The organism is Rhodococcus sp. PD04, from assembly GCF_035918275.1.
GTDB classification, from domain to species: Bacteria; Actinomycetota; Actinomycetes; order Mycobacteriales; family Mycobacteriaceae; genus Rhodococcus; species Rhodococcus rhodochrous.
Genome location: NZ_CP142145.1, coordinates 53,166 through 77,379 on the forward strand (window position 1 = coordinate 53,166; position 24,214 = coordinate 77,379).

The window sequence follows — 24,214 nt, forward strand, 5'->3', positions numbered from 1 at the left end:
AGACCATTCGTATCATAGTGGTTGGGGGGTGGGATAGAGTTCACCCATATCAAGAGTTCAACGACACGAATTCGGAGGAAGGCGCGTCCATGACCGACCCAGGCCCGGCGGCGACCGACCCGCTCGCCGCGGACGACGAGCAGGCCGATCCGCGACTGGCGCGCTCACGCAACCGGTTGCTCGACGCGGCCACCCATCTGCTGTCCACCGGCGGTGTCGAGGCGGTCACCGTCGAGGCGGTCACCCGCGTGTCGAAGGTCGCCCGCGCCACCCTCTACCGGCACTTCGGCAGCACCACCCAGCTGCTCGCGGCGACTTTCGAACGACTACTTCCCCAGGTCGACACACCGACCGGCACCGGGCCCGTGCGTGAGCGGCTCCTGGCGCTGCTCGCCAGCCAGGCCGACCTCATCGAACAGGCTCCGGTGCAGATGACCACCCTGGCCTGGCTGGCGATGGGTTCCATCGGCGAGGACCACCCCGACCCGGCCGCGGTCACCTCGCTGCGCGCGCGCGTCATCGAGCAGTACCGCCACCCGTTCGACCAGATCCTCACCAGTCCCGAGGCCCGCGCGATGCTCGGCGAGCTCGACACCACCTTCGCCATCATCGAACTCCTCGGCCCGATCGTGTTCGCCCGTCTCACCGGATTACGCAGCATCGACCACGACGACTGCACCCGGCTCGTCGACAACTTCCTCACCGCCCACCGAACACCCACGCCAGCAGACACCGCTATCGACATCGCCACGCCGTAACCACGGGCCCCGGTTCCGCGCGGTCAGAACAAGGTGTCGCGCACCCGCAGCGGCCGGTACCCGGTCGGGCCCAGCTGGGCCAGCTCGGCGTCGATGTCGACCTCGATCGCGCCGAAGAAGTTGATGTTGGCACTGTGGGCCGGGCTGATGTGGGCCAGGACCTCGTCATCGATACGCTGCCCGGTCCGGCGCATCTGCTCGACAGCGAACCCGTAATACTCTGTGGTCCAGGCGATCACAGCGTTGGTCGTCAAGGTCAGGCACCAGGCCTGCTCGGTCTGGTCCTCGAGGTGGCGCGCCCGGATCATCCCCTCATGGGCATAGAGCAGGTCGCGGCGCAGCGCGTGCAGCGACTCGCCCTTGTTGAGCTGCCGCGAGATCTTGCGCCGGTAGTCCGGATCGGAGAGGTATCTCGCGGCGTAAATGGTGCGCCGCAGCGCCCCGTACTCCTTGAGCGCCGCGGCCAGGGTGTTCTGCCGCCCCGACGCCGACAGCTTGCCGACCAACAGCGACGCGGTGGCGTGCCCGAACTTCAGCGATCCGGCCAACCGCAGCAGATCGTCCCAGTGCTCGGCGATCAAACCCAGGTTGGCCTTGCGGGTCATCAGCGGGCCCGCGTGCGGGAACCGGGCCTCGGCCTCGGCGCGCGGGCCCGGCCGGTACAGGGTGATCCGCCCCAGATCCCGGATCCGTGGCGAGAGCTGCATCCCGAGCAGGTCGAACAACCCGAAGTTGACCAGGGTGACCCCGTGGGTGTCGGTGGCGTGCTCGGTGATCGGCAGATCGGTGGCGTTGCCCAGGATCTCATCGAGCACGTAGTGGGCTTCGCGTTTGGTCGCCACGATGACCTTGGTGCCGTAGGTGGCGTGGGTGTCGCTGACATGGGTGTAGGTCGACAGGCCCTCGCTGGCGAAATAGCGGCTCAACGGCCGCGCCGTGGTCGACTTACCGCGCGTCGGGAAACGCTGCCCGTCGCTCGACGACAGTGTTCCGGCGCCGAACACCGCGGTCAGCGGCAGCCGCTGGTGGTAGCCGACCAGTACCAGGTTGGCCGCGCGCAGGGTCTCCTCGCGCACATACCACTCGTCGGTCCAGGCCAGGATGTCGTAGGTGATTCCGCACGCCTCGGCCATCCGGGTCAACCCCAGGTTCGTCGAGTGCGCCAGCAGTACCGCGATCAGGTTGCGTTTGAGCTCCGGCGTCCGGGTGGCCTGACCGCCGGCGTGGGTGAAGCAGTCCAGGTAGCCGGTGCGTTTGTCCAGCTCGATCAGCAGCGACACGATCGGCGCGAACGGCAGCATTTCGGTCAGCTCGGCCTTGAGCGTGATCGCCTCGGCGGGAACATCTTCCGCGCTCAGCGGCGAGATCACCAGATCCCCGCCCTCGTCCAGCCGGACCGGGCCGTCCCCGCCGGCCAGCACCTCCTCCAGCTCACCGAGAGCGTCGTGCAGTTCGGCGACCACGGTGGCCAGCGCGACGCCAGGATCGGCGGATCGCCCGACCAGGCCGCAGAACTCAACGCGTTGCGGTTCCCACTGCCCGGTGGTGAGCAGGTAGGCGGCCGGGTCGGCGTAACGGCGCGAGCCCGGCACGAACACATCCCCGCTGCGCAACCCGTCACGCAATCCGAGCAGCACACACAACTCCCAGTAGTGCCGATACGCGGTCGCGCTGCCGGATTTGCGGGCCTCGTCGAGGTAGCCGCGCCACTTCATCGGCACGAACCCGGTCGGGGCGTCATCGAAGACCTTGCGCCGCCCGGTCGCGTTCAACTCGCGCAGCATGTTCACCGCGATCAGCAACTCGGTCGCGGCGGTACCGCCGCAGAAGCGCACCGCTTCGAGCACCGCGGGGGTGAACTGACGCAGGTAGTTGTAGGAGGAATCCAACGCCGCCAGATGCCCGTGATCACGCGGCAACCTGGGCTTGGCCTGGGCGATCGCCGCGCGCAGGCGCTCCCACCCGATCTTCTCGCCGCGGATCAGCGCACCGATCTCCTCATCCGGAACGCCGGGGTCGGTGACGATTTCCAACAGATCGTCCAGCAGCGCCTGACGGTCCTCTCCAGTCTTCCCTCGTTCGGCCAGCCGCTGCTGCATCTTCCGTTCGGCAGCACCGAATTTCACCGAGATCGCCTGATCGAACAACGCCACGACCTCATCGAGGACATCGGTGCCGGACTGGGCCAGCACCGTGAGCAGGATCGGATACCGGCGTTGCGGATCCCGACGTTGCAGCGCTTGCGGACTCAGGCGCCGGCCCATCGTGGCCAAAAACCGGCGCCGCTCGGCGGGCAGCACCGACATATCCAGCCGATCAGCGCCCAACCCGCGCAGGAAACCCAGCTTGTCGACCTCGGCGCGGACCGCGGCCGCCGAGGCCTCCACCGGCCCGGTCGACAGCCACCGCAACCGCGAGATCCCCAGCGAAGCGTCGGTGACAAGCAAGCCGTCCAACTCCGCGCACCGCGCCGCAGTGAACTCGTGAGCGAGCCGGTCATAGGTTTCGGTCTGGGCCTGGTGGCGGGCGTGGGCGACCCGCTCGACCACGGTGACCGGGCCTGGCCGGATCACCTTCGCCGAGATCAGATACTCACACGCCAGCCGGAACAGCAGAGTCGGGGAATCGTGCTCCATCGCCCGCGCGAGCAGGAACTCATCGAGCTCCTTGAACTCGAGCGCACCGACCGCACGCCATCCCAGGTACCGCGCGGCCAGGCGCACATGCTCGGTGCGGGTCTTGGCTCGCCTGCCGTAGGCACCGATCACCACCGGATCCAACCGCAACTGCTCGGCGACACGAGCCACCGCCACCGGCGGAGCCGTGACCAGCCGATCCGGCACGAATCCCAGCCACGGCAGCGTACACAACGCGATCGCCAAGCCCAGCCGCTCGGCTGGGCCCCGGCCCCGGCCCGGATCCACGAACGCCAGATCCGCAGGCGTCAGCGTGAAGTACCGGAACAGCTCCTCGCGGCTGATCTCCGGGAATCCCCGCAGTCGTTCCAACTCCTCGTCCGCGAACATCCGCGTCGCCACGACCCCAGCCTCCACCAGCACCGACCAACATCATCATCGGCAGTCAAGCACCAACCAGTCGACAGCGCATGCCGAACTCGAAACCCCGTGCCCACCAGTCGGATACGCCAAATCCGCCCGATTTCCGGCGGATGCTACGGCTACCCCTCGATGCGGCCGTCTTCGTCGAGCGCCTTCTTCCCGAGACGTTCAGGGACTTGGACGAAGTCCTTCGGCTGACACCTACCGCAAGCTTGGCTGGGATCGATCAATCCCTGCTGGACGCAGAACCCTCGAACAGTATTCATGAAGGAGTGGGCGTCCGGGTTCGCGTAGGCCTTCTCCTCGGCCTGGTTGGACGATGAGCGCGACGCGGGGGTGGCCGCGTTAGTCTCGGGTAATGCCACCACTGAACCCAAACCTCGCCGGACGGGTCTTCCCTCCGACGACTTACCTCGTTGGTCGTGAGAAGGTCCGTGAGTTCGCGCGCGCGGTGCGGGCGACGAACCCGCTGCACCACGATGTCGAGGCATCCCGGACTGCGGGCTTCGCGGATGTCATCGCGCCGACGACCTTCACCACCGTCGTGCAGTCGCCGTCGGTGACCCAGCTCGTCCAAACCCCGGACACCGGCCTCGACCCGCACCGCATCGTCCACGGCTCGGAGAAGATCGAATACCGCCGCCCGATCGTCGCAGGCGCCGAACTCAGCACCACGCTGACCATTACCGACGTCACCGAGCGTGCTGGCAGCTCCATCCTTTCCACGATCTGCGAGATCCGAGATGAGAGCGGCGATCTGGTCGTCACCATCACCTCGTCGCTGCTGCACCGAGGAGATGACGTATGACCTACACAGTTCCTCGATTCGTCGACCTCGAGGTCGGGGCGGTTGTTGCGAAGGCCGACCTGACGGTGACCCGAGATGACCTCGTCCGCTATGCCGGCGCCTCGGGCGACTTCAACCCCATCCACTTCAGCGACGTCACTGCGGCCAGCGCGGGGTTGCCGGGCGTTCTCGCCCACGGGATGCTGACCGCGGCGCTCGGCCTGCAGGTGGTCGCGGACTGGGTCGGCGATCCTACTGCGGTCATCTCGTACGAGACCCGATTCACGCGGCCGGTTGTGGTCGACGAGGCGAAGGGTGCCGAACTGTCGATCTCGGCGAAGGTGGCTCGGCTCGACGACGAGGAGCGCACGGCGCGGATCGACGTCACGGTGTCCGTGGAGGGCCAGAAGGTCCTCGGGAAGACCCAGGCTCACCTCAAGTTCTCGGCCTGATCGTCGCCACGATCCCCGGGAAGGCCCTGCCACGACGTGTGGCAGGGCCTTTCGCCTGCAGTGGGGTTACCCACGCATCACGGCTGCATCCACACGTACTGGGATGTCCCGAACGCCGGCACTCCCAGCGTCTGGACCGTCAGTAGGCTCGCGCCCGCACCGATCGGGATGTCGACTCGGTTGGGTCCGGGCTTGTCCACTGTGACTGTCACGGCGTGGCCGAACGGCGCGATTCCGTTCACCCACTCCAGCTTCACTGGGGCTGCGCATTGCGGGCTGGCGCCGAAGTTGCCCGTCGGCGTGAGTGTCACCCCGAGCAGGTCCGTTCGACCGGGGACGGTGTCTCTCGATACTTGGATCGGGCCGCCGCACCGGTCGAGGTTGATGATGGGCCAGATGTTGTCTCCGCCCGGGCTTGGTGTGACCGGCGGTGATGCCGCTGATGCGAGCCCGGCTCCGGAGATAGTTAGGGCTCCTGCCGCAGCCACTCCGGCTGCAATCTGAACCGCACGTCGCACTGCACCGTTGAGCTTGCTCATGAATACCCCTTGATCGTTGGTGAACTGGCGGCTCGACCGTACGTAGAGGGTTCACCAGTTCGCGGGCTCGATCTTGGTGACTGCTGACGGAGGTCGACGGCGCGCGAGCTCAATATCTGCAACACTTCCCCGCTCTCGCATGGCACACTGGGCGACCGGTAGCAGCCACCTACGACCAGGAAGGACACTCGAATGCGCACCAGCGCGTACCTACAGTGCATGTCGCAGCCGAAGATCCAATTCCTGGACCGGCTCGCTGAACACTCCGGCACAACCGCCGGATTCCGCGTCTCCTGACGCCCCTCCTCTCGGGGCGTGCGCGCCCCGACTTTCAGTCACCCCCGAGGTGACTTCCGGCCGACCCCGGCCTCAACGGGACGAGCACACCTCGAGAACCCGCCACTCCCCTCTGCGAGAGAACGAGGTTGTCGATTGCCATGCACCGCCCACCCACCGCCATCACCGCCCGCACCTGGATGAACACCCGCGTGCGGGTCCTCAACGTCACCTACGAGGACTTCGACGTCGTACCGGCCGCCCGAGCGGTGGTGCTGCTCAACGAGGAACTCGCGATCACCTTGGTCGAGCACACTCCACGCTTCGTGGTGCGATCGCAGCACGTGGCGATCCCTCTGCCGCACACGATCCAGCTGCTCGAGTACGTCCACACTCCCCCGCGACCGGCGATCGATGATGACACCCGCGCGAGCTTCGCAGCGGTGCTCGCTCGCGACCACCACCGGTGCGCGTACTGCGGCCAGCCCGGTGCCCGGACAGTGGACCACGTATTTCCCAAGAGTCGCGGCGGAGGAGACCACTACGGCAACCTCGTTGCCGCCTGCTCGGACTGCAACGGCCGCAAGGCAGACCGCACCCCCGAGGAGGCCGACATGCCGCTCCTGTGGGTGCCCCGGGCACCCCGTACCGACCAGAAGCGCCAGCAGGCCATCTGGCGCGAGTTGATCCCAACAACCTGAATCGCCTGGAAGGAGGCACATCCCGATGACAGTCACGCTGACCCTGACCGACCTGCTCCCCATCTCCGAGGACGCCACGGACTGGGACGTCGCCGCTTGCCGCGGCGACCAGCACCCGGACCGATGGTTCCCGGACCCGAGCGAGTCGTTCGACTACGCCGCCAGAATCTGCGCTCGCTGCCCGATCGCCAACGCGTGCGGCACCTACGCCAGCGCGACCGGGCAGACCGGTGTCTGGGGTGGCCGTGAATACCGTCGCGGCAAGTTGATTCGCTGAGCACACGACAGTGGGCTCCACACCAATGCTGGTGTGGAGCCCGCTGTCTTGCTGTTGCGGTCAGCCCGCGATCGGCGCAGCCGGATCCGCGGCCGGGGCAGCCCCGAAAGCTGCGATGGCGTCACCGACCGCCGTGCTGATCAGGTTTCCGCTCAGACCCGGCGTGGCGTCGTTGAAGAACGTCTCGAGGGTCTGGTCGACCTGGTCGAGGATCTGTTCGCCACCCGCCTGAGCGCCGACGAAGTCCCGGACCTGTGTGTCGAGGGCCGGGGCCGTCTCGGTAGTGAACGACTGAACCGCGTCGACCACGGTCGCACCCACCGGATCCTGGGACCACTGATCGAAGGTGGTGTCCACCTGCTCGGCGATCTGGTCCTCTTCGACGTCCGGGACCGTCGTCTCGATCGGGGTGGCACCCTCGCCGGCTCCGTAGGCGGTACCAGCCGCGAGGCCTGCGGCGCCACCAATTCCGGCGCCGACCGCACCACCGGCAACGCAGCCTGCTGCAGCGCCGATCGCGGCGCCACCGGCAGTGCCCGCGACACCGGTGGTGATCGGTGCGGTTCCGGGGATCGGAGAGGGAACCCATCCGCCCAGGACAGCCCCACCGATTCCACCGATCGTGCCGCCGATGAGCCCTGCCGGAACTGCTGTAGCCGCACAACCGGTCGCGAACCCGCTCACCGCGCCGAGCGCCGTTCCCGCCACCTGCCCGGAGGCGACCTTTTCGGCTTCGGTGGTTTCCAGACCAACCGAGCGCCACGCGTCGGTGACCTGGGCTTCGATGACGGCCGTGGTGTTGTTGGTGCGCTTGGCATCGATGTCCGAGACCCAGTTCGGCTGATCGAAGATCACCCGTCCGACGCGGATCTTGTCCTTGGGAGCTTCGATCGGGAGCGTCGGATCGATCACCGGCGTGGGTGCATGCAGATTGCTCCAGTCGACCTGGGGCGAGGTGTTCTCGGAGTAGTTGGTACCACCCGAGTAATCGTCGCCTCCGGAGTAGTTGTTGCCCCCGGAGTAGTCGTTGCCGGACCAGACTGTCTGCGTCACGCCACCGCCGGTTTCCGGGTTGTACGCTCGCGTGCCGCGGTTGTACTGGGGCGGCGGAGCGACCCAGAACGACTCCTCGGGCGCAGGAGCACTCTGCACGGGCGCGGGTTCCGGAGTTGCCGGTGTCGGGTTCGGGTTCGACCACCCGGACTCCGGTGCGCTGTCCGAAGGATCCGGGTTCGACCACCCCGACTCCGGGGCGGCAGTGGCGATCCCCGCGCCGGTGATGGCGGTCATGCCGATACCAGCGGCGACCGCCGTCGGGGCAATCCACGAGCTTCGTGGCTTGCGGTGCTTCTTGGCCATCTGTTGTTCCTCCTGTGCTGCAGCCAGAGCTGATACCGAGTTCCCGGCGGCTCCGGGACCGGTGAGCCTGTGCGACGCGGGGCCCCGCACGATGTCGCAAAGGTCGCGCCGACCGTAGAGCGGAGCTTCTCCACTCCCACCCGACGCCGAGTGAAAAGCGTTCGCATGCAGGGCAAACAAGCGATGACCTGCGTGGAGAAGCATGGGGCTACGGTTCTGCGCACCGACCACCAGACCGACCCGATACGAGGAACGCCATGGCACGCGGACGCGTAGAACCCGACACACAGCCAATGCCCGGGAACGACGAGTGGGACAGCGACGACCCATGGGCTGAGGAACCAGTCACCGACGGACAGAGCTTCACTCCCGGGTACGACCAGGGGTTCGGCGACGAGTACGTCGCGGACGAATTCGGCGGGGGCACCGACGGCTTCGACGACGCCTCGGAGGTGACCGCTGCGTTCCCCGCGGTGACCCCTGCCCCTTTACCCGACTACGAGCCCTGGGATCCGCGCGCCGAGTCCGAATACCGTGGTGCCGATCACTACGAGACATCCGACTATGACCACCACTCTTCCGACGCCCGCACAGCAGATCCCTACGGGGGCATGCCCGAAGGGGACTTCGACACCGACGCGTTTCTTCGGACTCCCCAGAAACCGACCCGAACCCCCGCGGGAAAGCGTCGTCGCGTCGGCGTGGTCGCTGTCGTCGCCGGGGTTGTGGTCCTCGGCGCCGTTGCCGTCGGCACTTTCCGGGGCGGCTTCACAGATCAGGAATCCTCGGCGGCGGTAGGTACAACCGCTGCCGTCACGACGACCGCGCCGGCGACGCCGAGCACCGTCGCTTCCGCTCCTGCTCCCGGGGACACCACCAGCGGCCCCGGGGTGATCCTCGGCTTCGACAACGCGTACTACGAGCAGCGCAACGGTGCCGCCGCTGCCGGATACCTCGTCGCCAGCCAGAACACTCCCGCCACCGCGCAGGCAATCCAAACCGACATCGACCGACTCGACCCGCTGACGACCCACAACATCGTGATCACCAGCACCGAGACCGAGAACGTCTACAACGTGCGACTGACGGTCACCACCCCTGACGGCGTGAGCCACGAGTACCACCAGCAGTACACGGTGGTCTCAGCCGGAGGACGGTTCTACATCGCGAACAAGCTGAGCTGCGACTCGGTCTGCCCGACCCCCTGACAGTGCGACAGCCGGGGACTGAAACATCCGCCGCCCGAGGAGGTTCTGTGGAGGCGTCCCCGACAACCCGGTCCTGCGGACCGATCCCCACAGAGGAGGATTCATGCCCACGCTGTCGCCGCTCCACGCCATCCTCAGTCCCGTTGCACTGCACGCATCATGGAGGAACTGGCAAGACCGCACAGAAAAAACGGTGGTCGCGGGAGTCATTCGCGTCGATCGACCCTCCCCCGATCTGACGCAACGCATCCGGCCGCACACAGCCGTTGTGACATATCAAGGCATAGATGGCCACACCACGACAGTCCCCTTCGAACGTGACCACACGCAGCGCGCCGAAGCGGTAGTACTCGATGCGTTCGAGCACTTCTATGCGCTCGCGGAACAATCCATCATCCGCCCCGCCTTGTACATCGACCATTCGGGAGTTCGCGCCGAGACACGACGATGCGCTGCGAGCTTCCCCGCAGTCGTCCTCACAGCGAGTCCGCTCGGCTGCCTTTCCGAACTCTTCCATGCCGCCGGACGCGCTCTACCCGAGGTACCGAAATCGTCGAAGAACCCCGACCCGACCCGCAGCGGCAAACGGGAGTCGATTCTGCAGGTCGCCACCGACGCGTCGAAGCGTCGCGGCCGCGCCGGTGTCGGCATCAGCGCAGTGGACGCCGCCGGCAGGGTCTACGTCGACTACCTACCCGACGTGGAGAGCATCAACTTGGGTGAGTGCCTCGCGATCGAGATGGCGGTGCGCCGACACACTGGCCAGCTGGAGATCCTCACCGACAGTCTGCACGTCGCCACCTACCTGCAGAGCAACGATCCCGACGTCCCCTGTTGGCTCATTTCGAGTCACGCCGGCCGAGTCCGGGCGCTGCGGGAGAAGCTGCAACGGACCGGAAGCACGGTGCGCTGGGTCCGTGGTCACGATGGGCATCCACTGAACGAGGCGGCCCACCGGGCAGCGATTGCGGTGCGCCGCAACAACGAGTTCGACGTTTCTCCAACCGTCGCGTCGGACATGTACCGGAGGATCGGTGGTGACGCAGTTCAGTTGGTCGCTGCATGAACCGTGACTACAGGTCTGCGGCGTCCAACGCCGGGGCGGTTGCGGCAGGCTGGACCACGGAGTGTGCGCGAGGTGCCCGTGAGGGTGCCGTGGGAGTCGGCTCCGGAGCGACGACGGGCGCCGCAGCGGGTGCTTCCGGGTCCTCGACAACCGCCTCGTCTGCTGGATAGAACGCGACCGCAGGCAGCTTCAACCCCATCTTCTGACTCAGGTACGCCGCCAGGTCCGCCAGCTCCGGTGCGGCCGCATCGGACCCGGCGGCCGCCGCGAACACCGCCGCTAACAGCTCGTACATCCCCGGATCGGCACCGACGAGAAGGCGAAAATCCTCCTGCCGCGCAATTCCGAATGCGAGGTGCTGCTCCCCGCCATCGGGAGCGTCCACGCAGCGCAAAGCGCCAGGTACGGCCTTCGATCGGAGATAAGGCCCCGGGGTGGCGCGCCCGGCGACACTCCGCAGCCGGGTCGCGGCCATCTCGAATACGGACTCAGCTTTGGTCATCTGCGCTCCTTCCAATCGGTGGTGCGGCACAAGCTATCGGTCCGGTTCACCAGCTGCCGGTCGGAGCTGATGACCAGTGGGCACGAGGCTCGGGCACCGCGCCGATCCCCCATCGCGGTTGGCCTCACCGAGAATGTCTACTACTATTGGACGTGCTGGCGGCTGGTTCATCCACGTCGTGCGGCCGCGTCTCCCAGAGAGTCGCGCTACCTATGCACCCCTCCCTCGCGGCGGGTGTGTGTGGGCAGATCCGATAGAGCGTAGTGAGCGTCGGCCTTGCCGGCGCTCCTCCTTTTTGTGCAGGTAGATGGCCTTTTTCATCAGAGTGGAGAAGGCGTTTGCCAGGGTGTCCGCGTCCACACCCAGCGGATCCGGGGACAGCGAGACCGGCCAATCACACCGGCCATCGACGTCGATCCGGGCCCACACCTGACTCGGAGATGCCCGATGACGCCCCGCGCATCCATGCTCACACGCGCCGCCACCGCTGCACTCACCACAGCCGTCGCAGGCGCAACCAGCCTCGGCGTCGGCGCGCTGGCCGGCCCCCCGGCATACGCCGCTCCCGGCGACTGCTCCCCCGCCGAAATCATCGCCGTCCCAGGCACCTGGGAGACCAACAAGAACGCAGACCCGAGTACGCCCGTGGGGATGCTCAAGACTGTCACCGACAAGGCCGCCGCCAAGTCCGGCGGCACCATCAGCTCTCTCTTCCCCGCCTACGAAGCCACCGCCTTCGACCAAGGCGTCGGCTACGCCGACAGCAAGGCCGACGGCGTCGCCGCCGTCAGCACCGCACTCAAGCAGCGCGCCGCTCGCTGCCCGTCCACCCTGTTCGGACTCACCGGATACAGCCAAGGCGCTGACATCGCCGGCGACATCGCAGAACAGATCGCACAAGGCAACGGTCCGATCCCCGCATCCAGACTGCGCGCCACCGTCTTGATCGCAGACCCTCGCCGCGGTACCCCCGGGGAAACTGTCGTCGGCCCGAATCCGCCCGGCCACGGCATCGCCGGTCCGCGTACCGACGGGTTCTCCGGCATGAAGGTCATGACCATCTGCGATCCCGCCCCCGACCTTTACTGCGCCACCCCGGGCGACGACGGTCTCCTCAGTGGCATCGGATCGGTGCTCGGCAACGTCGGGCTGGCAAGCAGCGCCGACGACGCCCCCACCAACCCTGCCGACACCGCCACGGCCACCGATCTCGCCCATCTCAACATCGACGGCCTCAAGACCGCATCTACTCGCATCCAGACCGCACTCTCCTCCGGGGACACCGCTGGCGCGCGCACGATCGCGACCCAAACACGCAAGGACAGCCAGCTGGTCCGCAGCCTCGCGCAGAACATCAGCAACGGATACGCCGCCGCCACCCTTACTGACTTCTCCCAGGACACGGCCCAGTACCGCGCCAGCACCGTCCTCAACACGGTCCGCAGTGTCGACATCGACAACCTCTCGAGGATCCTCGACAGCCTCGCCGACGGAGCCGAGAGCCTCGGCGCAAATCAACTCATGGGTTCCGCCGCCGACCTCGCCGAAGTTCTCGGCCCGCTCGCAGGACTCGGCGGTAGCGATGTCACCGCGGCAGCACGCATCGTGCGTGGCATCCAACCGGTCTCTCTGCTCCGCCAAGCCTCGGTCACCTCGGGCAAGGTCGCACGCATCGACTTCCAAGGCATCGTCAACGACCTGGCCACCTTGGGCTCGCTCGCCGCCGTCGGCGACTTCCCCGCCATGCCCAACATCGTCAACGCCTTCAACGCCAAGCTCGTGGGCATCGTCGAAGCTGTCGACTCGGTCGATCTCGACCCGCTCATTGCGATCCTGCAGACCATGCCCACCGGGTCACCTGAAAGGCTGGCCGGGGATGTCCTCAAGGTCATCAACCGCCTCGACCTGACCGCACTCGCTCAGAACGTCGCTCTGATCGTGAAGTACGTGATGAGCGGTGACCTGCTCGCGATCCCACCGCTGATCCTCGACACCCTCGCCACCGCGGCCGACACCAGCGGGATCCTCGACGGCGTCGACCTTGGCGCGGTGTCGAACCTCGCCTCCTCGTTCAACGTCGCCTCCGTCACTCGCTCCGCGACCCGAGCCATCTCCTTCTATTCCGGTGGTGCGCACCAGAACTACGGCCAGCTCGTCGTCGACTCGCGAGGCCGCGACGCATTGACCTGGACCGCGGACTACTTCACCAGTGAACTCGGAGGCCGCAATTCGGCCGTGACCACCACCAAGAAGGCTCCGGCAACGACATCTGCAACACCGTCGCAGCCGACCTTTACCGTCGAGGGTGAGCCCGCAGCCGCGGGTAACTGACCGAAGAGAAAGGCGCCGGCCATGTCCGCGATACTTCACGCGGGCGCGTTCGTGCTCGCAATACTCATCAGCATTGCCCTGATCCGGGTCGCGTTCGCTGTCCCCGCATGGTGGGCGGCGCTAACGGTCTCCGCACTGATGAACATCCCGGTTGCACTTCTCGTATGGGCGGGGGCCCCACGATGGGTCATACCGCTCCCGCTCGTGGCGATACTCGGGGTGCTCGCCTTCATGCTGTCCGTCGTTGCGGTCGAACAGCATCGGAGGTTGCAGCACCTTCGCCACGCGCGGGACAACGCCCGCCAAACCCTCCGCCGACCCGAGTCGGTCAAGACGTCTCCATCGGCCGCGCCCGGCACGCCAACACCAGCAGACTGGTGGGATGCACCGGTGGTCGTGGAACCTCCTGCAGTCCATGCGGTAGCGGAGACCACCGGGGTAGGCTCAGGCGACCTGATGCCTGACCAAATCAGTAGAAACCAAAGCGCAGACCAAGATCGCTTAGAGTTCGACGAGCTGATACGCCGAAACTTCTCTACTTAATTCAGCTTTGTGGGCATTCGAAAATCATTGGTCGAGACGACCGAATCAAATCCGCTGGCACGGAGGAAATCAGCAGACTCCCAGCCTGGGGCGATTGATCGTGAGTCTTGCTGGTAGTTAGCGTCCGCACTCGGTCAGGTCGCGGTTGTCCGGGAGCTCCACGTCAGTTGGAAGATTCCGCGGCGGCCGGTCACCGTATTTGCAGATGCGCGACAGCTGTAGTGAGGTGATACGGGTACCGAGGAGGTTGGCATCGGACAGATTGGCCCCCTCGAAGGAGGCAGAATCGACCATGGCTTCGGTCAAGTCTGCACCGGTGAGTACGGCCTGGTCCAAAATGGCCTCGGTGAAATCCGTGCCGACGAGATTAGCGCCGGAGAGGTCGGTGCCGGAAAGGTCGGCTCTGGCGAGTACGGCTCGCAAGAGATTGGCGTCGGGCAGAGCAGCAAGTGCGATGTCGGCGTCGTAAAGGAAGAGACCTGCCATATTCTGCCCAGTTAAGTCCATTCCGTTGAACGGACGGGGTGTCTCCAGTTTCTCGTCGGAACGCTCTCGGATGAACCGAAGGTTCTCAAGTCGCTCTGCCTGTTCCGCCCGGCGATCGTCGGTGATAGTCGTGTACGCAACTCCAAGGAAGGCGATCAAGGCTGCTGCACCGACACCTATGAGGACTTCACGAATTCCCGATTTCCATTCTCGATCTCCGGGCTTCTTGTGCCACCAGCTAAAGGGACGTTCTGCTGGAGGGTTCGGTTCGTCTGCTGGAGTGGGTGCCGGCAACGGGTTGAGGTCCGGAGTACTCGTTTCGGTTTGGTCGTCCGGAGTACTTGTGACATCGTCTGTGTCGCCGGTTCCGGGCTGGGTTTCCTCTACCTGATTCGTCGACACAGGCCATCCTTCGCTAGGGGGGCATAAACAGTTGTGCCGGTCATCATGGACTAAGCGTTGTGGGGGTTTCGGTGGAGGCTGCAGTTTCCGGTCACTGTGGCACCGGCACGAACACGTGCTCGCATACCGCAGCGAGGTCGCGAACGTAGCGCCGCTGTGCGCGCTCCTCAACCTGCCGAGGGGTCAGTGATTCTCGTCTTCCAGTGGCGCGTTCGTGCTTCGTCGGCGTCGTGAACCGTCGGGCCGGCAACGATGTCAGGTAGTCGACCAGGTGGGTCGCGTCGACGAGTGTGACGAGTCGGGTACCGACCACCGGCGTCTCGGAGTCATCGTCAACCGGATCACCAAGCAGCTCGATCGTCCACTCCCCCCAGGGCACATTCATGCGGGCGCCGTGGATGGCGAGGACGATCGGGACCGCTTGGCGATCGAGGCCATCGGCGTGGAAGGCCCACGCGATGCGGTCAGCTTCGAAGATCGCCGACTGCGCGAGGCTGGCGTCGAGCACCTGGCCGTTGTAGAACCAGTCGCTGCCGGCGGTGCCATCTTCGGTAACCCAGGGGCGGGCTTCGAAGTGCCCTGACCGGTACTTGCTGTCGATGAGCAGGACACCAGCCGGGCCGATCACGATGTGGTCCGCATCCGCCGCCGTGTAGTGCAGTGCCCGAGAGTGCAACACGTGCCAGCGGTCGTCGAGGCCGGTCAACATGTGAGCGGTGATGCGTTCGGCGTCAGCGCCGACCTCGAGGTACTCCTCGGCCATCCACCGGCCGTCCCCGTCCGGGCGCTCGGCAAGCGGTGCGCCGGTGCGGTACCGGATCTTCGAGCGCCAACCCGCGCGGCGTGCCCGCCAGGTGATCGGCCACGCAGCGCGCCACCCGACAGCCACCAGGCTCGTGACGAGGGCGGGTGCTACCCACAGCCAACGCGGTAGACCGAGGGCGGCCGTCGCCCAGAAGGCCGTGACGATGACGGTCAAGACTGCGACGGTGGGGAGGTACGGGGTTCGGGTGGTGCGACGGGTCGAGAACACGGCCACCGAGGTGACTGCGCATGCAAGGGCGGCGGCCCAGGATGCAGCGGCCCCGAGCTCGTAGATCTGACCAATAGTGAAGACCAGCGCGGCTGCGACGAACGCGAAGCCGACTGCTGCGGCGCGGCGTGGGAAGGTGATGAGTGCGTAGGCGGCGGCGAGTGCCGCGGCGCTGTAGGTGCCCACGGCGAGGGCGTCCATGAGCGGGAGCACGAACAGCAGAGCGATGGTGGTGACCGTCGCGGTGATCGCGCTGGCGGTGACTATGAGCTGACCGGTCATGGTGCGCAGGGCGCGGCGTTGCGCGCGCGAGCGGTTGCGGAGGGACTGCCCGGCGAGGGCGGGGTTGTCGCCGCCGACGGAGTGGGCGTCTGGTGTGCTCATGTCGGTGAAGGTACGGAGGCGCTTCGCCGGGTGTTTCAGCCGTAACTGTTACAAGTGCGGCGTGTCGTGCAACTCCGTAACAGTTATGCGTGTTTAATGACCGCCATGGCTCAACCACACCTCGGCGAACGAACGCAGATTCGTTTCCACGCGCCCCAGGCCGTCGTCGATGCTCTCGCTACCTATGCGGAGCGACGTGGTCTGCCTGTAAGCAGAGCAGTCGCTGACTTGCTCTCCGAAACCGCCGGTCGCCCTGACCTCGTTCTTCACGGTGAGCCGATGTTCGACTTCGCAGAAGTCATCCCATCGGTGGCCCATGAATCGGAGGGGACAGGGACACTCGCGATTCGCGTGCCCAAGGAACTCGTCCCGGTCCTTGACGAGTTCGCGGCCGAGGCAGCTCTTCGTCGCCCCGACGTCGTCGCCTCTCTGCTTGCCCACCGCGTAGGCCTAGGGCACCTGATGCCCGAGAGGAGCCAGCTGCTGATGACCGGCTAACGCCACACGCCGGGCCGGCCTTACCAGCCAACCGGCGTCAGGCCCATGAACAACTTCATCAGCCGTGGACGTACATGTCTAGGAACTAACCACCCCTAGAAACAGCTAAACCCCGCATAAGCGGGGCTTCTGTAGCTGCTCGGTGAGCGCCAACTCACCGAACCAGTGTTCATGTGCGGGGCAGAGTTACCAGCTCTGCTGATCCGCGGCTCCGAACCAATGAGGAGCTTTCCTGTGCTAGCAGGACAGTTCGATGGTAGCGCACATCTATGCGCTGATCCATCGGCAACACACAACGACGCTGTCACAACTGTCACGGACCACAACTGGCGCCACACCTACTACCAGGCGTTTCACGAATGGTCCCCGCGACCCTCCGCCCGAGTCGACACCGCGCGCACCCACACCTACACCGACGCGCCATTTCCGGCCGACCTACCGGACTTCCCCGTCGCGATGTACCTCGCCGACCCTCACGGCACCTACCGATTCCTCGCGTTCGACTTCGACTCGACCCAAGCACCATCGATCGGACTCGCCGACTCCATTGCTGACGCACTCGCCTTCACCTCGACACTGCGGTCGCTGAACATCCCACACTTGGTGACAGCCTCCGGCAGCCAATGGGGCCGCCACGTCTGGATCCGCATGGCCGAGCCGGTAGCCGCCGGAGCGGTGCGCTCCCTCGCCCGCCTGACCAAACAGCTCCACAGCAGCCTCGACCTGTCGCCCCTGACCAACCCGCGAACCGGCTGCGTCCGTCTCCCGGCCTCCGCTCACCGCAGCGGCACATGCTCCACCCCCGTACTGCCCGATCCCGACGGTGACCCCAACGAAGCGCTCGCCGCACTGTCCCTCGGCGCGACCATGCTCGACCTGCGCCGGCTCTCCAAGCATCTGACCATGATGCTGACGGTCCTCAACACCGCCGGCACCACCGAGTCGACGCCGCAGCCGAAGCCCCGTACACCCCGCAAGTCCCCGCGCCTGGAAGTCCTCACCGGCCCGACCATCGTCGAAACCCGGGCCCCCGCCATCCGCTGCAACCTCGAAGACGACCCCCGCCACGCCGCGCTCCACGCCGCGCTGTCGACCCCCATCCGCCCACGAGACGACCACAGTGGCCCTGCGTTCTCTGCCCTGTTGCGCATGGCCGCCAACGGATGGCGCACCGACGATGTCCTCTCCGCCGCGCGTACCGCACCCGCCCTCGAGTATCTCCGCACCGGTCGCTACGGCGGTACCGGCCGCGTTCAACGCCCCGACATCGATCGGTTCGCGCTGCGCCAGTGGGACCGTGCCTTGGCAGCCTGGAACCGATGGACCCAGAAGCACCCCTGTCGCGCGGAGACAACCACCGACAAGGGCGGCAGGTTTCGCGCCCACCAGATTCAGCACGCCGCCGGTACCGACTCCACACAGTGGAGCGGCAACGCCGGAGTCCACAGACGATGTGTTCTCGATGCACTGTGCCTGATTGCGTGGGAGACCGGACGGACAGAGTTCGACATCGATCAGCGACGTCTGGCCCTGACTGCGGGGGTCACGCAGCCGACTGCGTCGAGGGCGCTGAGTTGGCTGCGGGAGAACGGATGGATCACCCGAGTAGATACCTGCCGGGGAACGCGATCCGATCGGTATCGGTTGGACCTTCCTGCCGTTGAGGTTAGAACTGAATCACAAGGGGTACCCGCCCCCGATCCCCTCCTGGGCACCCGCCTCCACCAGACCCTGCTCCACGCCCGCCACGACCTCTGGACCAGCACCGGCCTCGGCGGCGCCTGCGGTGCCACCCACCGCGCCCTCCTCTCGGGCCACCACAGCACCTCCTCGCTCTCTCAGGCGACGGGCCTCCCCGCAGCGACGGTCACTCGGCATCTGCGGCTCCTGCAGGACCTCGGACTTGTCACTCGGTGCGGTCGGGCTGTGAAGAAGGTGGTCTCGGCTATGGCTGCTGCCGCTGTGAAGCTGGGCGTGGCGGGCGTGATCGAAGCACGTCAGAGGCTGTACACCGCAGAATCGCTGATGTGGGAGTGGTGGCAACGAGAGTTGGCGTGGCGACGAGCACCGCGGAGCCGGAAGCCGGTCCGTGCCGAGCACCCGCTCCCTCTGCTCCGTGGCCGTTTCCCGACGGGCAAGGATGGTCGGGCGGACTTTGCTGGAGCACTCGGTCGGGTGCTGGCGTCTTTGTCCCGTGCTGTGGGCCCTGGCTGCATAAGCTGCGAGCGGATGACCGGAGTGGAGGGAAGCAGCGATGACAGGCGGCTTTGAGTTGGCACGGTTGACCTCGGTTGCGCCCCGTACGGTGTGGCCGGACGAGGCATTGCACTTCACGCCTTGGTTGCTGGAGAACGCGGATGTTCTCGCGGAGCTGCTCGGTATTGACGATCTCGTTCTCGAAGCAGCAGAGCACCGAGTCGGGGGGTTCCGCCTGGACTTGATCGGCCGGGATCAGGGAACGGACCGGAAGGTGATCGTCGAAAACCAGCTCGGGCGTTCGGATCATCAGCATCTCGGCCAGATCATCACGTACGCGGCCGGCACGAACCCAAGCACAATTGTGTGGGTGACCACGGGGTTCCGTGAGGAGCACCGGGCGGCACTGGAATGGCTCAATCATCGCACCGACGAGGACACCAGATTCTTCGGTGTAGAGATCCGTGTGGTGCGGATCGGCGACTCCCCCGTCGCCCCGAACTTCGAACTGGTCGTCAAACCGAACGACTGGGAGAAGACAGTGAAGAAGGCGGCGACCTCGACAGGTGAGTCCGCGTCGGCTGTGGTGTACCGCGAATTCTGGGCGGTTGTCCTCGACCGGATTCGGGACCGGTATCCGTCTTGGACGAACGCCACCGGCTTGAACAAACCCTGGCAACCCATAGGCACGGGTATCAGCAACGTTCAGCTGCTGATGAGTTGGTTCAACGGAGTCCTTACACATCAGGTGTACTTCTCGGCCAACGCCGAGGAGAACGAGCGCCGGTACGCCATCCTGGTCGAGCATCGCCACATCGTCGACTCGCTGGTCAACGCCGAGGTGACATGGGATCCGATGCCGGACAACAAGGCCGCTCGGATCATCGTTTCCTCGCCGTTCAACGACATCAACGACCGCGACCGGTGGGACGAGATGGCCGAATGGCTCATCACCAATCAAGAGCGCCTCCGAGAAGTCCTGACACGCGTGGATCTGAGGTAACAGCTCAGAGCTGGGTCAGACGCGAGACTTTCCACTCGCCGTCGATGTTGACCAGGGTCAACAGCAGCACTAGCTGTCGTCGCGCAATGAACCGCGTCGAGTTCTCCACCGTCTGCGTCACCCGCACCATCCGGTACGCCTCGAGAGCAGTCTGCGGCGGCACCTCTTGCGTGTCGATCGCCGCAGTGGCATCCACCATCGCACCCGCCTGCGCCCACCGGTTCCACTCGTACCCCGGCGAGGAACGCCCGACCTGGCCGCGGATGTCCTCGGCGAGCTTCGGATCCAGGACCGCTGCAGCACGGACCATTCCAGCGTTCATGTCCGGATCGGCCCCCGGTAACAGCGTGTACGACGTCTCAGCGAACGCGATGGCCACGGCATCCGGGTCGCTGGTGTCGATGGTCGACGCGTCGAGTGTCGGCAAGGTCGACGGCAGCACCTTCGTCGGCGCGGTCTCGGTGGGCTGTGGTGTCGACTCCTCGCTCGACGAGGAGCAGCCGGCCATCACGGCCGCGACCAACGCGAGGGCAGTGACACTGGTCAGTGCACGGCGGATCATCCGAACCTCCTGATGTTTTCGGCGTTGTTCAGGTCGAATGGGTGGACGCCGACGGGCACCCCGAAAGTCTGCGCCTCGAGGACCTTTCCGTCACCGAGCCAGATGGCCACATGCGCGGTGCCGTTGGAATACACCGCATCACCAGGCTGAATGTTCTCCTTGGACACCGCGGTGCCGGTCTCGACCTGCCCCCAGGTGGTGCGAGGAAGGATCGTCCGCTGTCCGGATGCCTGCGCGACGGCGTACAGCACCAGCCCAGAACAGTCGAAGCCGAGTTCGCCGGCGCCCTGACCGGCAGTGGGGCCGTCAGCTCCACCGCCACCCCACACGTAGGGCAGACCCTGCTGACGTGACGCGGCTTCGATCATCGCGCGCGCGAAGGGACTGCCGGCGACGGTGATGGCCGGGCCTCCCCCCGGGACTTCCGGGGACGACCCGATGTTGGCCTCGTACTTCGCCATCCGGGCGCGAATGCCGGGAACGTACGCCTGGGTCTGCCCGAACGGTGGGATCCCCCCGTACTCGATCACCGCACCCTCACCCGCGTTGTAGCCGGCCAATGCCAGATCGACGATGTCGCCCTTGACCTTTTCGCTGGCCACGTGAGGTTTGAGCTGGTCGACGATGTAGCACATGTACTTGCCCTGGGCGGCGATCGCGTCGAACGGATTGAACGGGTCCGGCGCGTTCGGGCCCTCGGGCCGTCCGCTTCTGTCCAGGCCGGAGTCGACGCCCATCGTTGCCCACGTGCCCGGCATGAACTGGGCCATACCTTGGGCGCCACCGGAGTTGACGCCGTCGCCCGCGCTGGTGACCCCTTCCTGCCAGCCGGATTCCTGCTCGAGCTGCGCGGCGATCAGCGGGGGTTTGATCTCCGGACACATCGAGCCTGCGGCGATGACCGCGGCCCGGTACTTCTCGGGCACCGAGCCATCGGCGAGACCGCCTCCACCGCTGGTCTGTGGCTCGATGCAGTCGGCGGTGGAGGTGGACGTGTCGGCCGCGAGGATCGCGGGTGGAGAATTCGGGGAGATGCCCGGCGCGGTGCCGTAGCGTGTGTCGCCGTTCGGGGTTCCACCACCGGCGACGCTGACGTGGACGTGATCGAAGTGATTTTCGGTGTCCGATCCTCGGTCTTCCATCACAGACCAGGAGCCGTTCTGCCACAGTCGTTGCTGCCAGATCAGGTAGTCGACGTGGAAGGCGTCGGCGTTCGCCTGGAAGTAGGCGACGATGTCGTCGCCGAGCTTGGTCCCCTCGGGACTCTTGTAGTCCGGGACCATGATGTCGACGGCACGACCGGACCCGTGGTCGCCCGGGTCCCCGGGCCGTAGGCCACCGATCGTCGTGACGGCGGGGAACTTCGCCGACGCGGCCCGCATGACGCGCACACCGTCGACCTGCATCCCGGACTCGGTGCCCTTCTCGGCCGGCAAGGCGACCATCTCGGCGGCCGGCGCGGTGAGAGCGTCGAAGGGATTGGCGCTGGTCGACGTGCTCGGGTCGATCGGCGTGTACTCGGGACGCGCAGCTGCCAGCGATGAGGCTGCGGGCAGGTCTTGCGTGAGCCACGGCATCGGATCGACACCGGAGTTGTAGTTGACGTAGCCGCCAGGATGCAGGGAGAAGTGCAGGTGGGGGCCGGAGCTGTCGCCGTCGTTGCCGACGTTGGCGATGTGCTGTCCACCGCGGACCAGGTCACCGGCCTTCACCAGCACGCCGTCGCCAAACATGTGCCCGTAGAGCGTGGCGACCCGTTGGCCGTTGAGGTTGTGCTCGACGATGATCGCGTTGCCGTATCCGGAGACGGGACCGGCGACGGTCACCTCGCCGTCGGCGGCGGCGTAGATCGGTGTGCCGACGGGGGCGGCGAAGTCGCTGCCGTTGTGCATGCCACCGTCACGCATCCCCCATCCGGAGGAGATCGTGTAGGTACCCGAGGCCATGGGGATGGCCAGTGATCCGGCACGGACACCGGACAACGATCCACCGGCGGCACCGAACGCGGACACCCGCCCTCGGTCGACACCGCAGTCAGTCGAGACGACTGTGGTGGTTCCGGTGATCGCCGCGACGAATGCGGTGATCATGTTCCCGACCAACAGCAACAGGACTGCGAAGAACGCGGCGATCGCACCGAGAATCGACAGGTAGAGCGGCCACCGTTTCTTCTTCGGAGCCTGCCCTCCGGCGGCCTTCTTCGCGACCGCCTTGGTGGCCGCCTTCGCGGCGACCTTGCCTGCTACAACCCACATCTGTCAGGCACCACGCATCTCGACGCGGTACACCGCCAGACCGGAGTCGGCCTCCCCGACAGTCCTCGGCCCGACGACGACCTCGAAATGCAGGTTCTCCCAATGCCCGTCCTCCACGTGCTGCGCGAGGAGCCCGAGCACGTAGCGGCGGGCCGGGATGCGGACGGTCACCGTCCCAAAGTCTGCGTCGAGTTGAACGGGCCCGGCCGGCAACACGTCCTGCGCCTGAACCTGCTGGTCCCAGGTCCACCCCCAGATGCTGTCGAATTCCGCCTCGGCCCGACTGGATACTTCCGGCATGGCAAGCGACCGCCACGACGACATCCACGTCCGCCCTGGCGCCGGGTTGGCGGGGCTGAACGTGCCGTACAGCTTGATGAAGTCGATAGCGAATGCCTCAGCGTCGGCTGCCGGCACTTCTGCGTAGGTGTGCTTCGGGGTGACCTCGATGTTTCCCGGGTCGTCGGGGAGCACAGTCGGCGTTGCCGGGGCAGATGGGCTGTCACCGCCGCATCCCGCGAGGGCGACCGCTGCTGCGAGCAGTATCGCGGCCAGCGCGGTCCGCGTGCTGGCCGTACTCATCGGCCGCTCCGGACAGCGTGACGCGCACGCCGCTGCTTGAACCGGCGCCACAGCCAGCGGACCGCCGCAACCGTGAGCTCGAGGGCGATCACCGCGAGCATCAGGGCGGCCATGCGCACGCCACCGTCGCCGAGTCGCTGTGATCCGGTCTCGGACAACGACGCCGAGAGAACGAGAACGACTCCCCAGAGGACCAGGCGACCGCGGGTGGTGGTGAGCCTGGCCCCGACCTCGTTGATGGCCTGTCCAGCCCACCGCCGTGTGCGGTCAGCAAGATCCATGACGGGTCCTTCCTGCGTCGACGTCGATCGGTCGGACAGACGATTGCGTACGGGTTCTCCACCAGCTGCTGACCAGCGGAAACGCGAAGCGGCCCCCACCGTCGGGTGGGGGCCGCTTCGTGGAGAGGCAGATAGAGTCAGAGCAGGATCATCAGCAGGAACGAGATGATGAGCACTCCGATCAGGATGTACGCGATCATCTTGTTCGACTGCACTCCGAAGATCGTCGGCGGCAGGTCATCTGGTGTCAGCCCGCCGATCCCAGCCGGATCCACCATTCGTCGGATCGCTGACCGCTTCGGCGCTTCACCGGGAGCATCGATCTCCTCGGCCAGCGGGTGACGTGCCGGCGCCGACATGCGCGGTTGGACGCCGCGCGCTTCCGCGAGCCCGTTGACGACGGCGACCATCCCCTCGTCGTCGAGTGGAATGTGGATCGGCTGCTCGCCACCGCCCTCCACGGGAACGACGACGATGATCCGAACCTCACCGGTCTCGTTGTCGTACAGCACCTGAGGGTCGTAGCCGTACAACACCTCATCCCCATATCCGGCGGCGTCGAACGCGTCGAGCGCCTCGGCGAGGTCATCGGCGGGATGGTGGTTGCCGTTGGCCGTGGTTTCCATGCGCTGTCCTTGAGTCGTCGTACTGAGATCGGTCGAAGTCGGGTCGGA

At 66.2% G+C, this 24,214-nt stretch carries 22 protein-coding genes; 11 read left to right on the forward strand and 11 right to left on the reverse strand.

Translation table 11 applies throughout. From position 1 onward, the window contains the following. Positions 1–89: 89 nt before the first annotated feature. Positions 90–758: a TetR/AcrR family transcriptional regulator gene (locus U9J23_RS26905; RefSeq protein ID WP_006554624.1), complete on the forward strand. Its 669-nt coding sequence runs from the start codon at positions 90–92 to the stop codon at positions 756–758. Between the two features lie 23 nt (positions 759–781). Here the strand turns inward: U9J23_RS26905 and U9J23_RS26910 are convergent, their stop codons facing one another. After that, on the reverse strand, positions 782–3,796 hold the full coding sequence (locus tag U9J23_RS26910; RefSeq protein WP_039583599.1) for a Tn3 family transposase: 3,015 nt from the start codon (positions 3,794–3,796) through the stop codon (positions 782–784). Positions 3,797–4,175: 379 nt separating this feature from the next. Here U9J23_RS26910 and U9J23_RS26915 point away from each other — a divergent pair, with 379 nt between their 5' ends. Further along, a complete protein-coding gene (locus U9J23_RS26915; RefSeq protein ID WP_326603566.1) occupies positions 4,176–4,625 on the forward strand; it encodes an FAS1-like dehydratase domain-containing protein in 450 nt (149 codons plus the stop codon). Then, on the forward strand, positions 4,622–5,056 hold the full coding sequence (locus U9J23_RS26920; protein WP_229568736.1) for a MaoC/PaaZ C-terminal domain-containing protein: 435 nt from the start codon (positions 4,622–4,624) through the stop codon (positions 5,054–5,056). The genes U9J23_RS26915 and U9J23_RS26920 overlap by 4 nt, the downstream gene beginning before the upstream one ends. A 77-nt stretch (positions 5,057–5,133) precedes the next feature. Here U9J23_RS26920 and U9J23_RS26925 read toward each other — a convergent pair whose 3' ends face one another. Further along, on the reverse strand, positions 5,134–5,595 hold the full coding sequence (locus U9J23_RS26925; protein ID WP_326603567.1) for a hypothetical protein: 462 nt from the start codon (positions 5,593–5,595) through the stop codon (positions 5,134–5,136). Positions 5,596–6,032: 437 nt separating this feature from the next. Between U9J23_RS26925 and U9J23_RS26930 the strand changes: the two genes are divergently transcribed. Together U9J23_RS26930 and U9J23_RS26935 are read left to right on the forward strand one after the other, a co-directional pair. Beyond that, a complete protein-coding gene (locus U9J23_RS26930) occupies positions 6,033–6,572 on the forward strand; it encodes an HNH endonuclease (protein ID WP_326603569.1) in 540 nt (179 codons plus the stop codon). Positions 6,573–6,597: 25 nt separating this feature from the next. Then, positions 6,598–6,849 carry a WhiB family transcriptional regulator gene (locus tag U9J23_RS26935; protein WP_326603571.1) on the forward strand — a complete coding sequence of 84 codons (252 nt, stop codon included), beginning with the start codon at positions 6,598–6,600 and terminating at the stop codon, positions 6,847–6,849. A gap of 60 nt (positions 6,850–6,909) precedes the next feature. Here the strand turns inward: U9J23_RS26935 and U9J23_RS26940 are convergent, their stop codons facing one another. Next, complete coding sequence (locus tag U9J23_RS26940) at positions 6,910–8,208, reverse strand: insoluble domain protein (RefSeq protein WP_326603573.1); 1,299 nt, start codon at positions 8,206–8,208, stop codon at positions 6,910–6,912. Positions 8,209–8,501: 293 nt separating this feature from the next. On the opposite strand from U9J23_RS26940, the gene U9J23_RS26945 reads away from it, so the two are divergent. Next, positions 8,502–9,416 (forward strand): hypothetical protein, encoded by a 915-nt coding sequence (locus U9J23_RS26945; RefSeq protein ID WP_326603575.1) that lies wholly within the window; start codon positions 8,502–8,504, stop codon positions 9,414–9,416. A gap of 103 nt (positions 9,417–9,519) precedes the next feature. Beyond that, positions 9,520–10,482 (forward strand): RNase H family protein, encoded by a 963-nt coding sequence (locus U9J23_RS26950; protein ID WP_326603577.1) that lies wholly within the window; start codon positions 9,520–9,522, stop codon positions 10,480–10,482. Positions 10,483–10,489: 7 nt separating this feature from the next. On the opposite strand, the gene U9J23_RS26955 is transcribed toward U9J23_RS26950, so the two are convergent. Then, on the reverse strand, positions 10,490–10,984 hold the full coding sequence (locus tag U9J23_RS26955) for a hypothetical protein (RefSeq protein ID WP_138845859.1): 495 nt from the start codon (positions 10,982–10,984) through the stop codon (positions 10,490–10,492). A gap of 447 nt (positions 10,985–11,431) precedes the next feature. Between U9J23_RS26955 and U9J23_RS26960 the strand changes: the two genes are divergently transcribed. Then, entirely contained in the window at positions 11,432–13,315 is a 1,884-nt protein-coding gene (locus U9J23_RS26960; protein ID WP_326603579.1) for a cutinase family protein, read from the forward strand. A gap of 660 nt (positions 13,316–13,975) precedes the next feature. On the opposite strand, the gene U9J23_RS26965 is transcribed toward U9J23_RS26960, so the two are convergent. Both U9J23_RS26965 and U9J23_RS26970 read right to left on the reverse strand, forming a co-directional pair. Further along, complete coding sequence (locus U9J23_RS26965; protein WP_326603581.1) at positions 13,976–14,746, reverse strand: pentapeptide repeat-containing protein; 771 nt, start codon at positions 14,744–14,746, stop codon at positions 13,976–13,978. A 91-nt stretch (positions 14,747–14,837) separates the two neighbouring features. Beyond that, positions 14,838–16,163, reverse strand: coding sequence for a nuclease-related domain-containing protein (locus U9J23_RS26970; RefSeq protein ID WP_326603582.1), 1,326 nt, complete (start codon positions 16,161–16,163; stop codon positions 14,838–14,840). 279 nt (positions 16,164–16,442) lie between these two features. On the opposite strand from U9J23_RS26970, the gene U9J23_RS26975 reads away from it, so the two are divergent. From U9J23_RS26975 to U9J23_RS26985, 3 genes are all read left to right on the forward strand, one after another. Further along, complete coding sequence (locus U9J23_RS26975; RefSeq protein ID WP_138846071.1) at positions 16,443–16,661, forward strand: hypothetical protein; 219 nt, start codon at positions 16,443–16,445, stop codon at positions 16,659–16,661. A gap of 456 nt (positions 16,662–17,117) precedes the next feature. Further along, positions 17,118–18,932: a TOTE conflict system archaeo-eukaryotic primase domain-containing protein gene (locus tag U9J23_RS26980; RefSeq protein ID WP_442802300.1), complete on the forward strand. Its 1,815-nt coding sequence runs from the start codon at positions 17,118–17,120 to the stop codon at positions 18,930–18,932. Continuing rightward, positions 18,916–19,860 (forward strand): DUF4268 domain-containing protein, encoded by a 945-nt coding sequence (locus U9J23_RS26985; protein ID WP_193904225.1) that lies wholly within the window; start codon positions 18,916–18,918, stop codon positions 19,858–19,860. Before U9J23_RS26980 ends, U9J23_RS26985 begins: the two co-directional genes overlap by 17 nt. 4 nt (positions 19,861–19,864) lie before the next feature. Here U9J23_RS26985 and U9J23_RS26990 read toward each other — a convergent pair whose 3' ends face one another. From U9J23_RS26990 to U9J23_RS27010, 5 genes are all read right to left on the reverse strand, one after another. Beyond that, entirely contained in the window at positions 19,865–20,422 is a 558-nt protein-coding gene (locus tag U9J23_RS26990) for a hypothetical protein (RefSeq protein ID WP_169690315.1), read from the reverse strand. Then, positions 20,419–22,677, reverse strand: a complete 2,259-nt coding sequence (locus U9J23_RS26995; RefSeq protein ID WP_326603586.1) for a peptidoglycan DD-metalloendopeptidase family protein — start codon at positions 22,675–22,677, stop codon at positions 20,419–20,421. Before U9J23_RS26995 ends, U9J23_RS26990 begins: the two co-directional genes overlap by 4 nt. A 3-nt stretch (positions 22,678–22,680) precedes the next feature. After that, complete coding sequence (locus U9J23_RS27000; RefSeq protein WP_138846066.1) at positions 22,681–23,259, reverse strand: hypothetical protein; 579 nt, start codon at positions 23,257–23,259, stop codon at positions 22,681–22,683. Beyond that, positions 23,256–23,540 carry a hypothetical protein gene (locus U9J23_RS27005; protein ID WP_138846065.1) on the reverse strand — a complete coding sequence of 95 codons (285 nt, stop codon included), beginning with the start codon at positions 23,538–23,540 and terminating at the stop codon, positions 23,256–23,258. The genes U9J23_RS27000 and U9J23_RS27005 overlap by 4 nt, the downstream gene beginning before the upstream one ends. Before the next feature lie 137 nt (positions 23,541–23,677). Beyond that, the gene (locus U9J23_RS27010) at positions 23,678–24,166 is read right to left on the reverse strand and encodes a hypothetical protein (RefSeq protein WP_138846064.1); all 489 of its coding nucleotides are present in this window, start codon (positions 24,164–24,166) and stop codon (positions 23,678–23,680) included. Between the last annotated feature and the right edge of the window lie 48 nt (positions 24,167–24,214).

Coding starts and splice junctions, on each gene's coding strand:
- U9J23_RS26905 (WP_006554624.1), top strand. CDS start 90: ATGACCGACCCAGGCCCGGCGGCGACCGACCCGCTCGCCGCGGACGAC.
- U9J23_RS26915 (WP_326603566.1), top strand. CDS start 4,176: ATGCCACCACTGAACCCAAACCTCGCCGGACGGGTCTTCCCTCCGACG.
- U9J23_RS26920 (WP_229568736.1), top strand. CDS start 4,622: ATGACCTACACAGTTCCTCGATTCGTCGACCTCGAGGTCGGGGCGGTT.
- U9J23_RS26925 (WP_326603567.1), bottom strand. CDS start 5,595: ATGAGCAAGCTCAACGGTGCAGTGCGACGTGCGGTTCAGATTGCAGCC.
- U9J23_RS26930 (WP_326603569.1), top strand. CDS start 6,033: ATGCACCGCCCACCCACCGCCATCACCGCCCGCACCTGGATGAACACC.
- U9J23_RS26935 (WP_326603571.1), top strand. CDS start 6,598: ATGACAGTCACGCTGACCCTGACCGACCTGCTCCCCATCTCCGAGGAC.
- U9J23_RS26940 (WP_326603573.1), bottom strand. CDS start 8,208: ATGGCCAAGAAGCACCGCAAGCCACGAAGCTCGTGGATTGCCCCGACG.
- U9J23_RS26945 (WP_326603575.1), top strand. CDS start 8,502: ATGCCCGGGAACGACGAGTGGGACAGCGACGACCCATGGGCTGAGGAA.
- U9J23_RS26950 (WP_326603577.1), top strand. CDS start 9,520: ATGCCCACGCTGTCGCCGCTCCACGCCATCCTCAGTCCCGTTGCACTG.
- U9J23_RS26955 (WP_138845859.1), bottom strand. CDS start 10,984: ATGACCAAAGCTGAGTCCGTATTCGAGATGGCCGCGACCCGGCTGCGG.
- U9J23_RS26960 (WP_326603579.1), top strand. CDS start 11,432: ATGACGCCCCGCGCATCCATGCTCACACGCGCCGCCACCGCTGCACTC.
- U9J23_RS26970 (WP_326603582.1), bottom strand. CDS start 16,163: ATGAGCACACCAGACGCCCACTCCGTCGGCGGCGACAACCCCGCCCTC.
- U9J23_RS26975 (WP_138846071.1), top strand. CDS start 16,443: ATGTTCGACTTCGCAGAAGTCATCCCATCGGTGGCCCATGAATCGGAG.
- U9J23_RS26980 (WP_442802300.1), top strand. CDS start 17,118: ATGTACCTCGCCGACCCTCACGGCACCTACCGATTCCTCGCGTTCGAC.
- U9J23_RS26985 (WP_193904225.1), top strand. CDS start 18,916: ATGACAGGCGGCTTTGAGTTGGCACGGTTGACCTCGGTTGCGCCCCGT.
- U9J23_RS26990 (WP_169690315.1), bottom strand. CDS start 20,422: ATGATCCGCCGTGCACTGACCAGTGTCACTGCCCTCGCGTTGGTCGCG.
- U9J23_RS26995 (WP_326603586.1), bottom strand. CDS start 22,677: ATGTGGGTTGTAGCAGGCAAGGTCGCCGCGAAGGCGGCCACCAAGGCG.
- U9J23_RS27000 (WP_138846066.1), bottom strand. CDS start 23,259: ATGAGTACGGCCAGCACGCGGACCGCGCTGGCCGCGATACTGCTCGCA.
- U9J23_RS27005 (WP_138846065.1), bottom strand. CDS start 23,540: ATGGATCTTGCTGACCGCACACGGCGGTGGGCTGGACAGGCCATCAAC.
- U9J23_RS27010 (WP_138846064.1), bottom strand. CDS start 24,166: ATGGAAACCACGGCCAACGGCAACCACCATCCCGCCGATGACCTCGCC.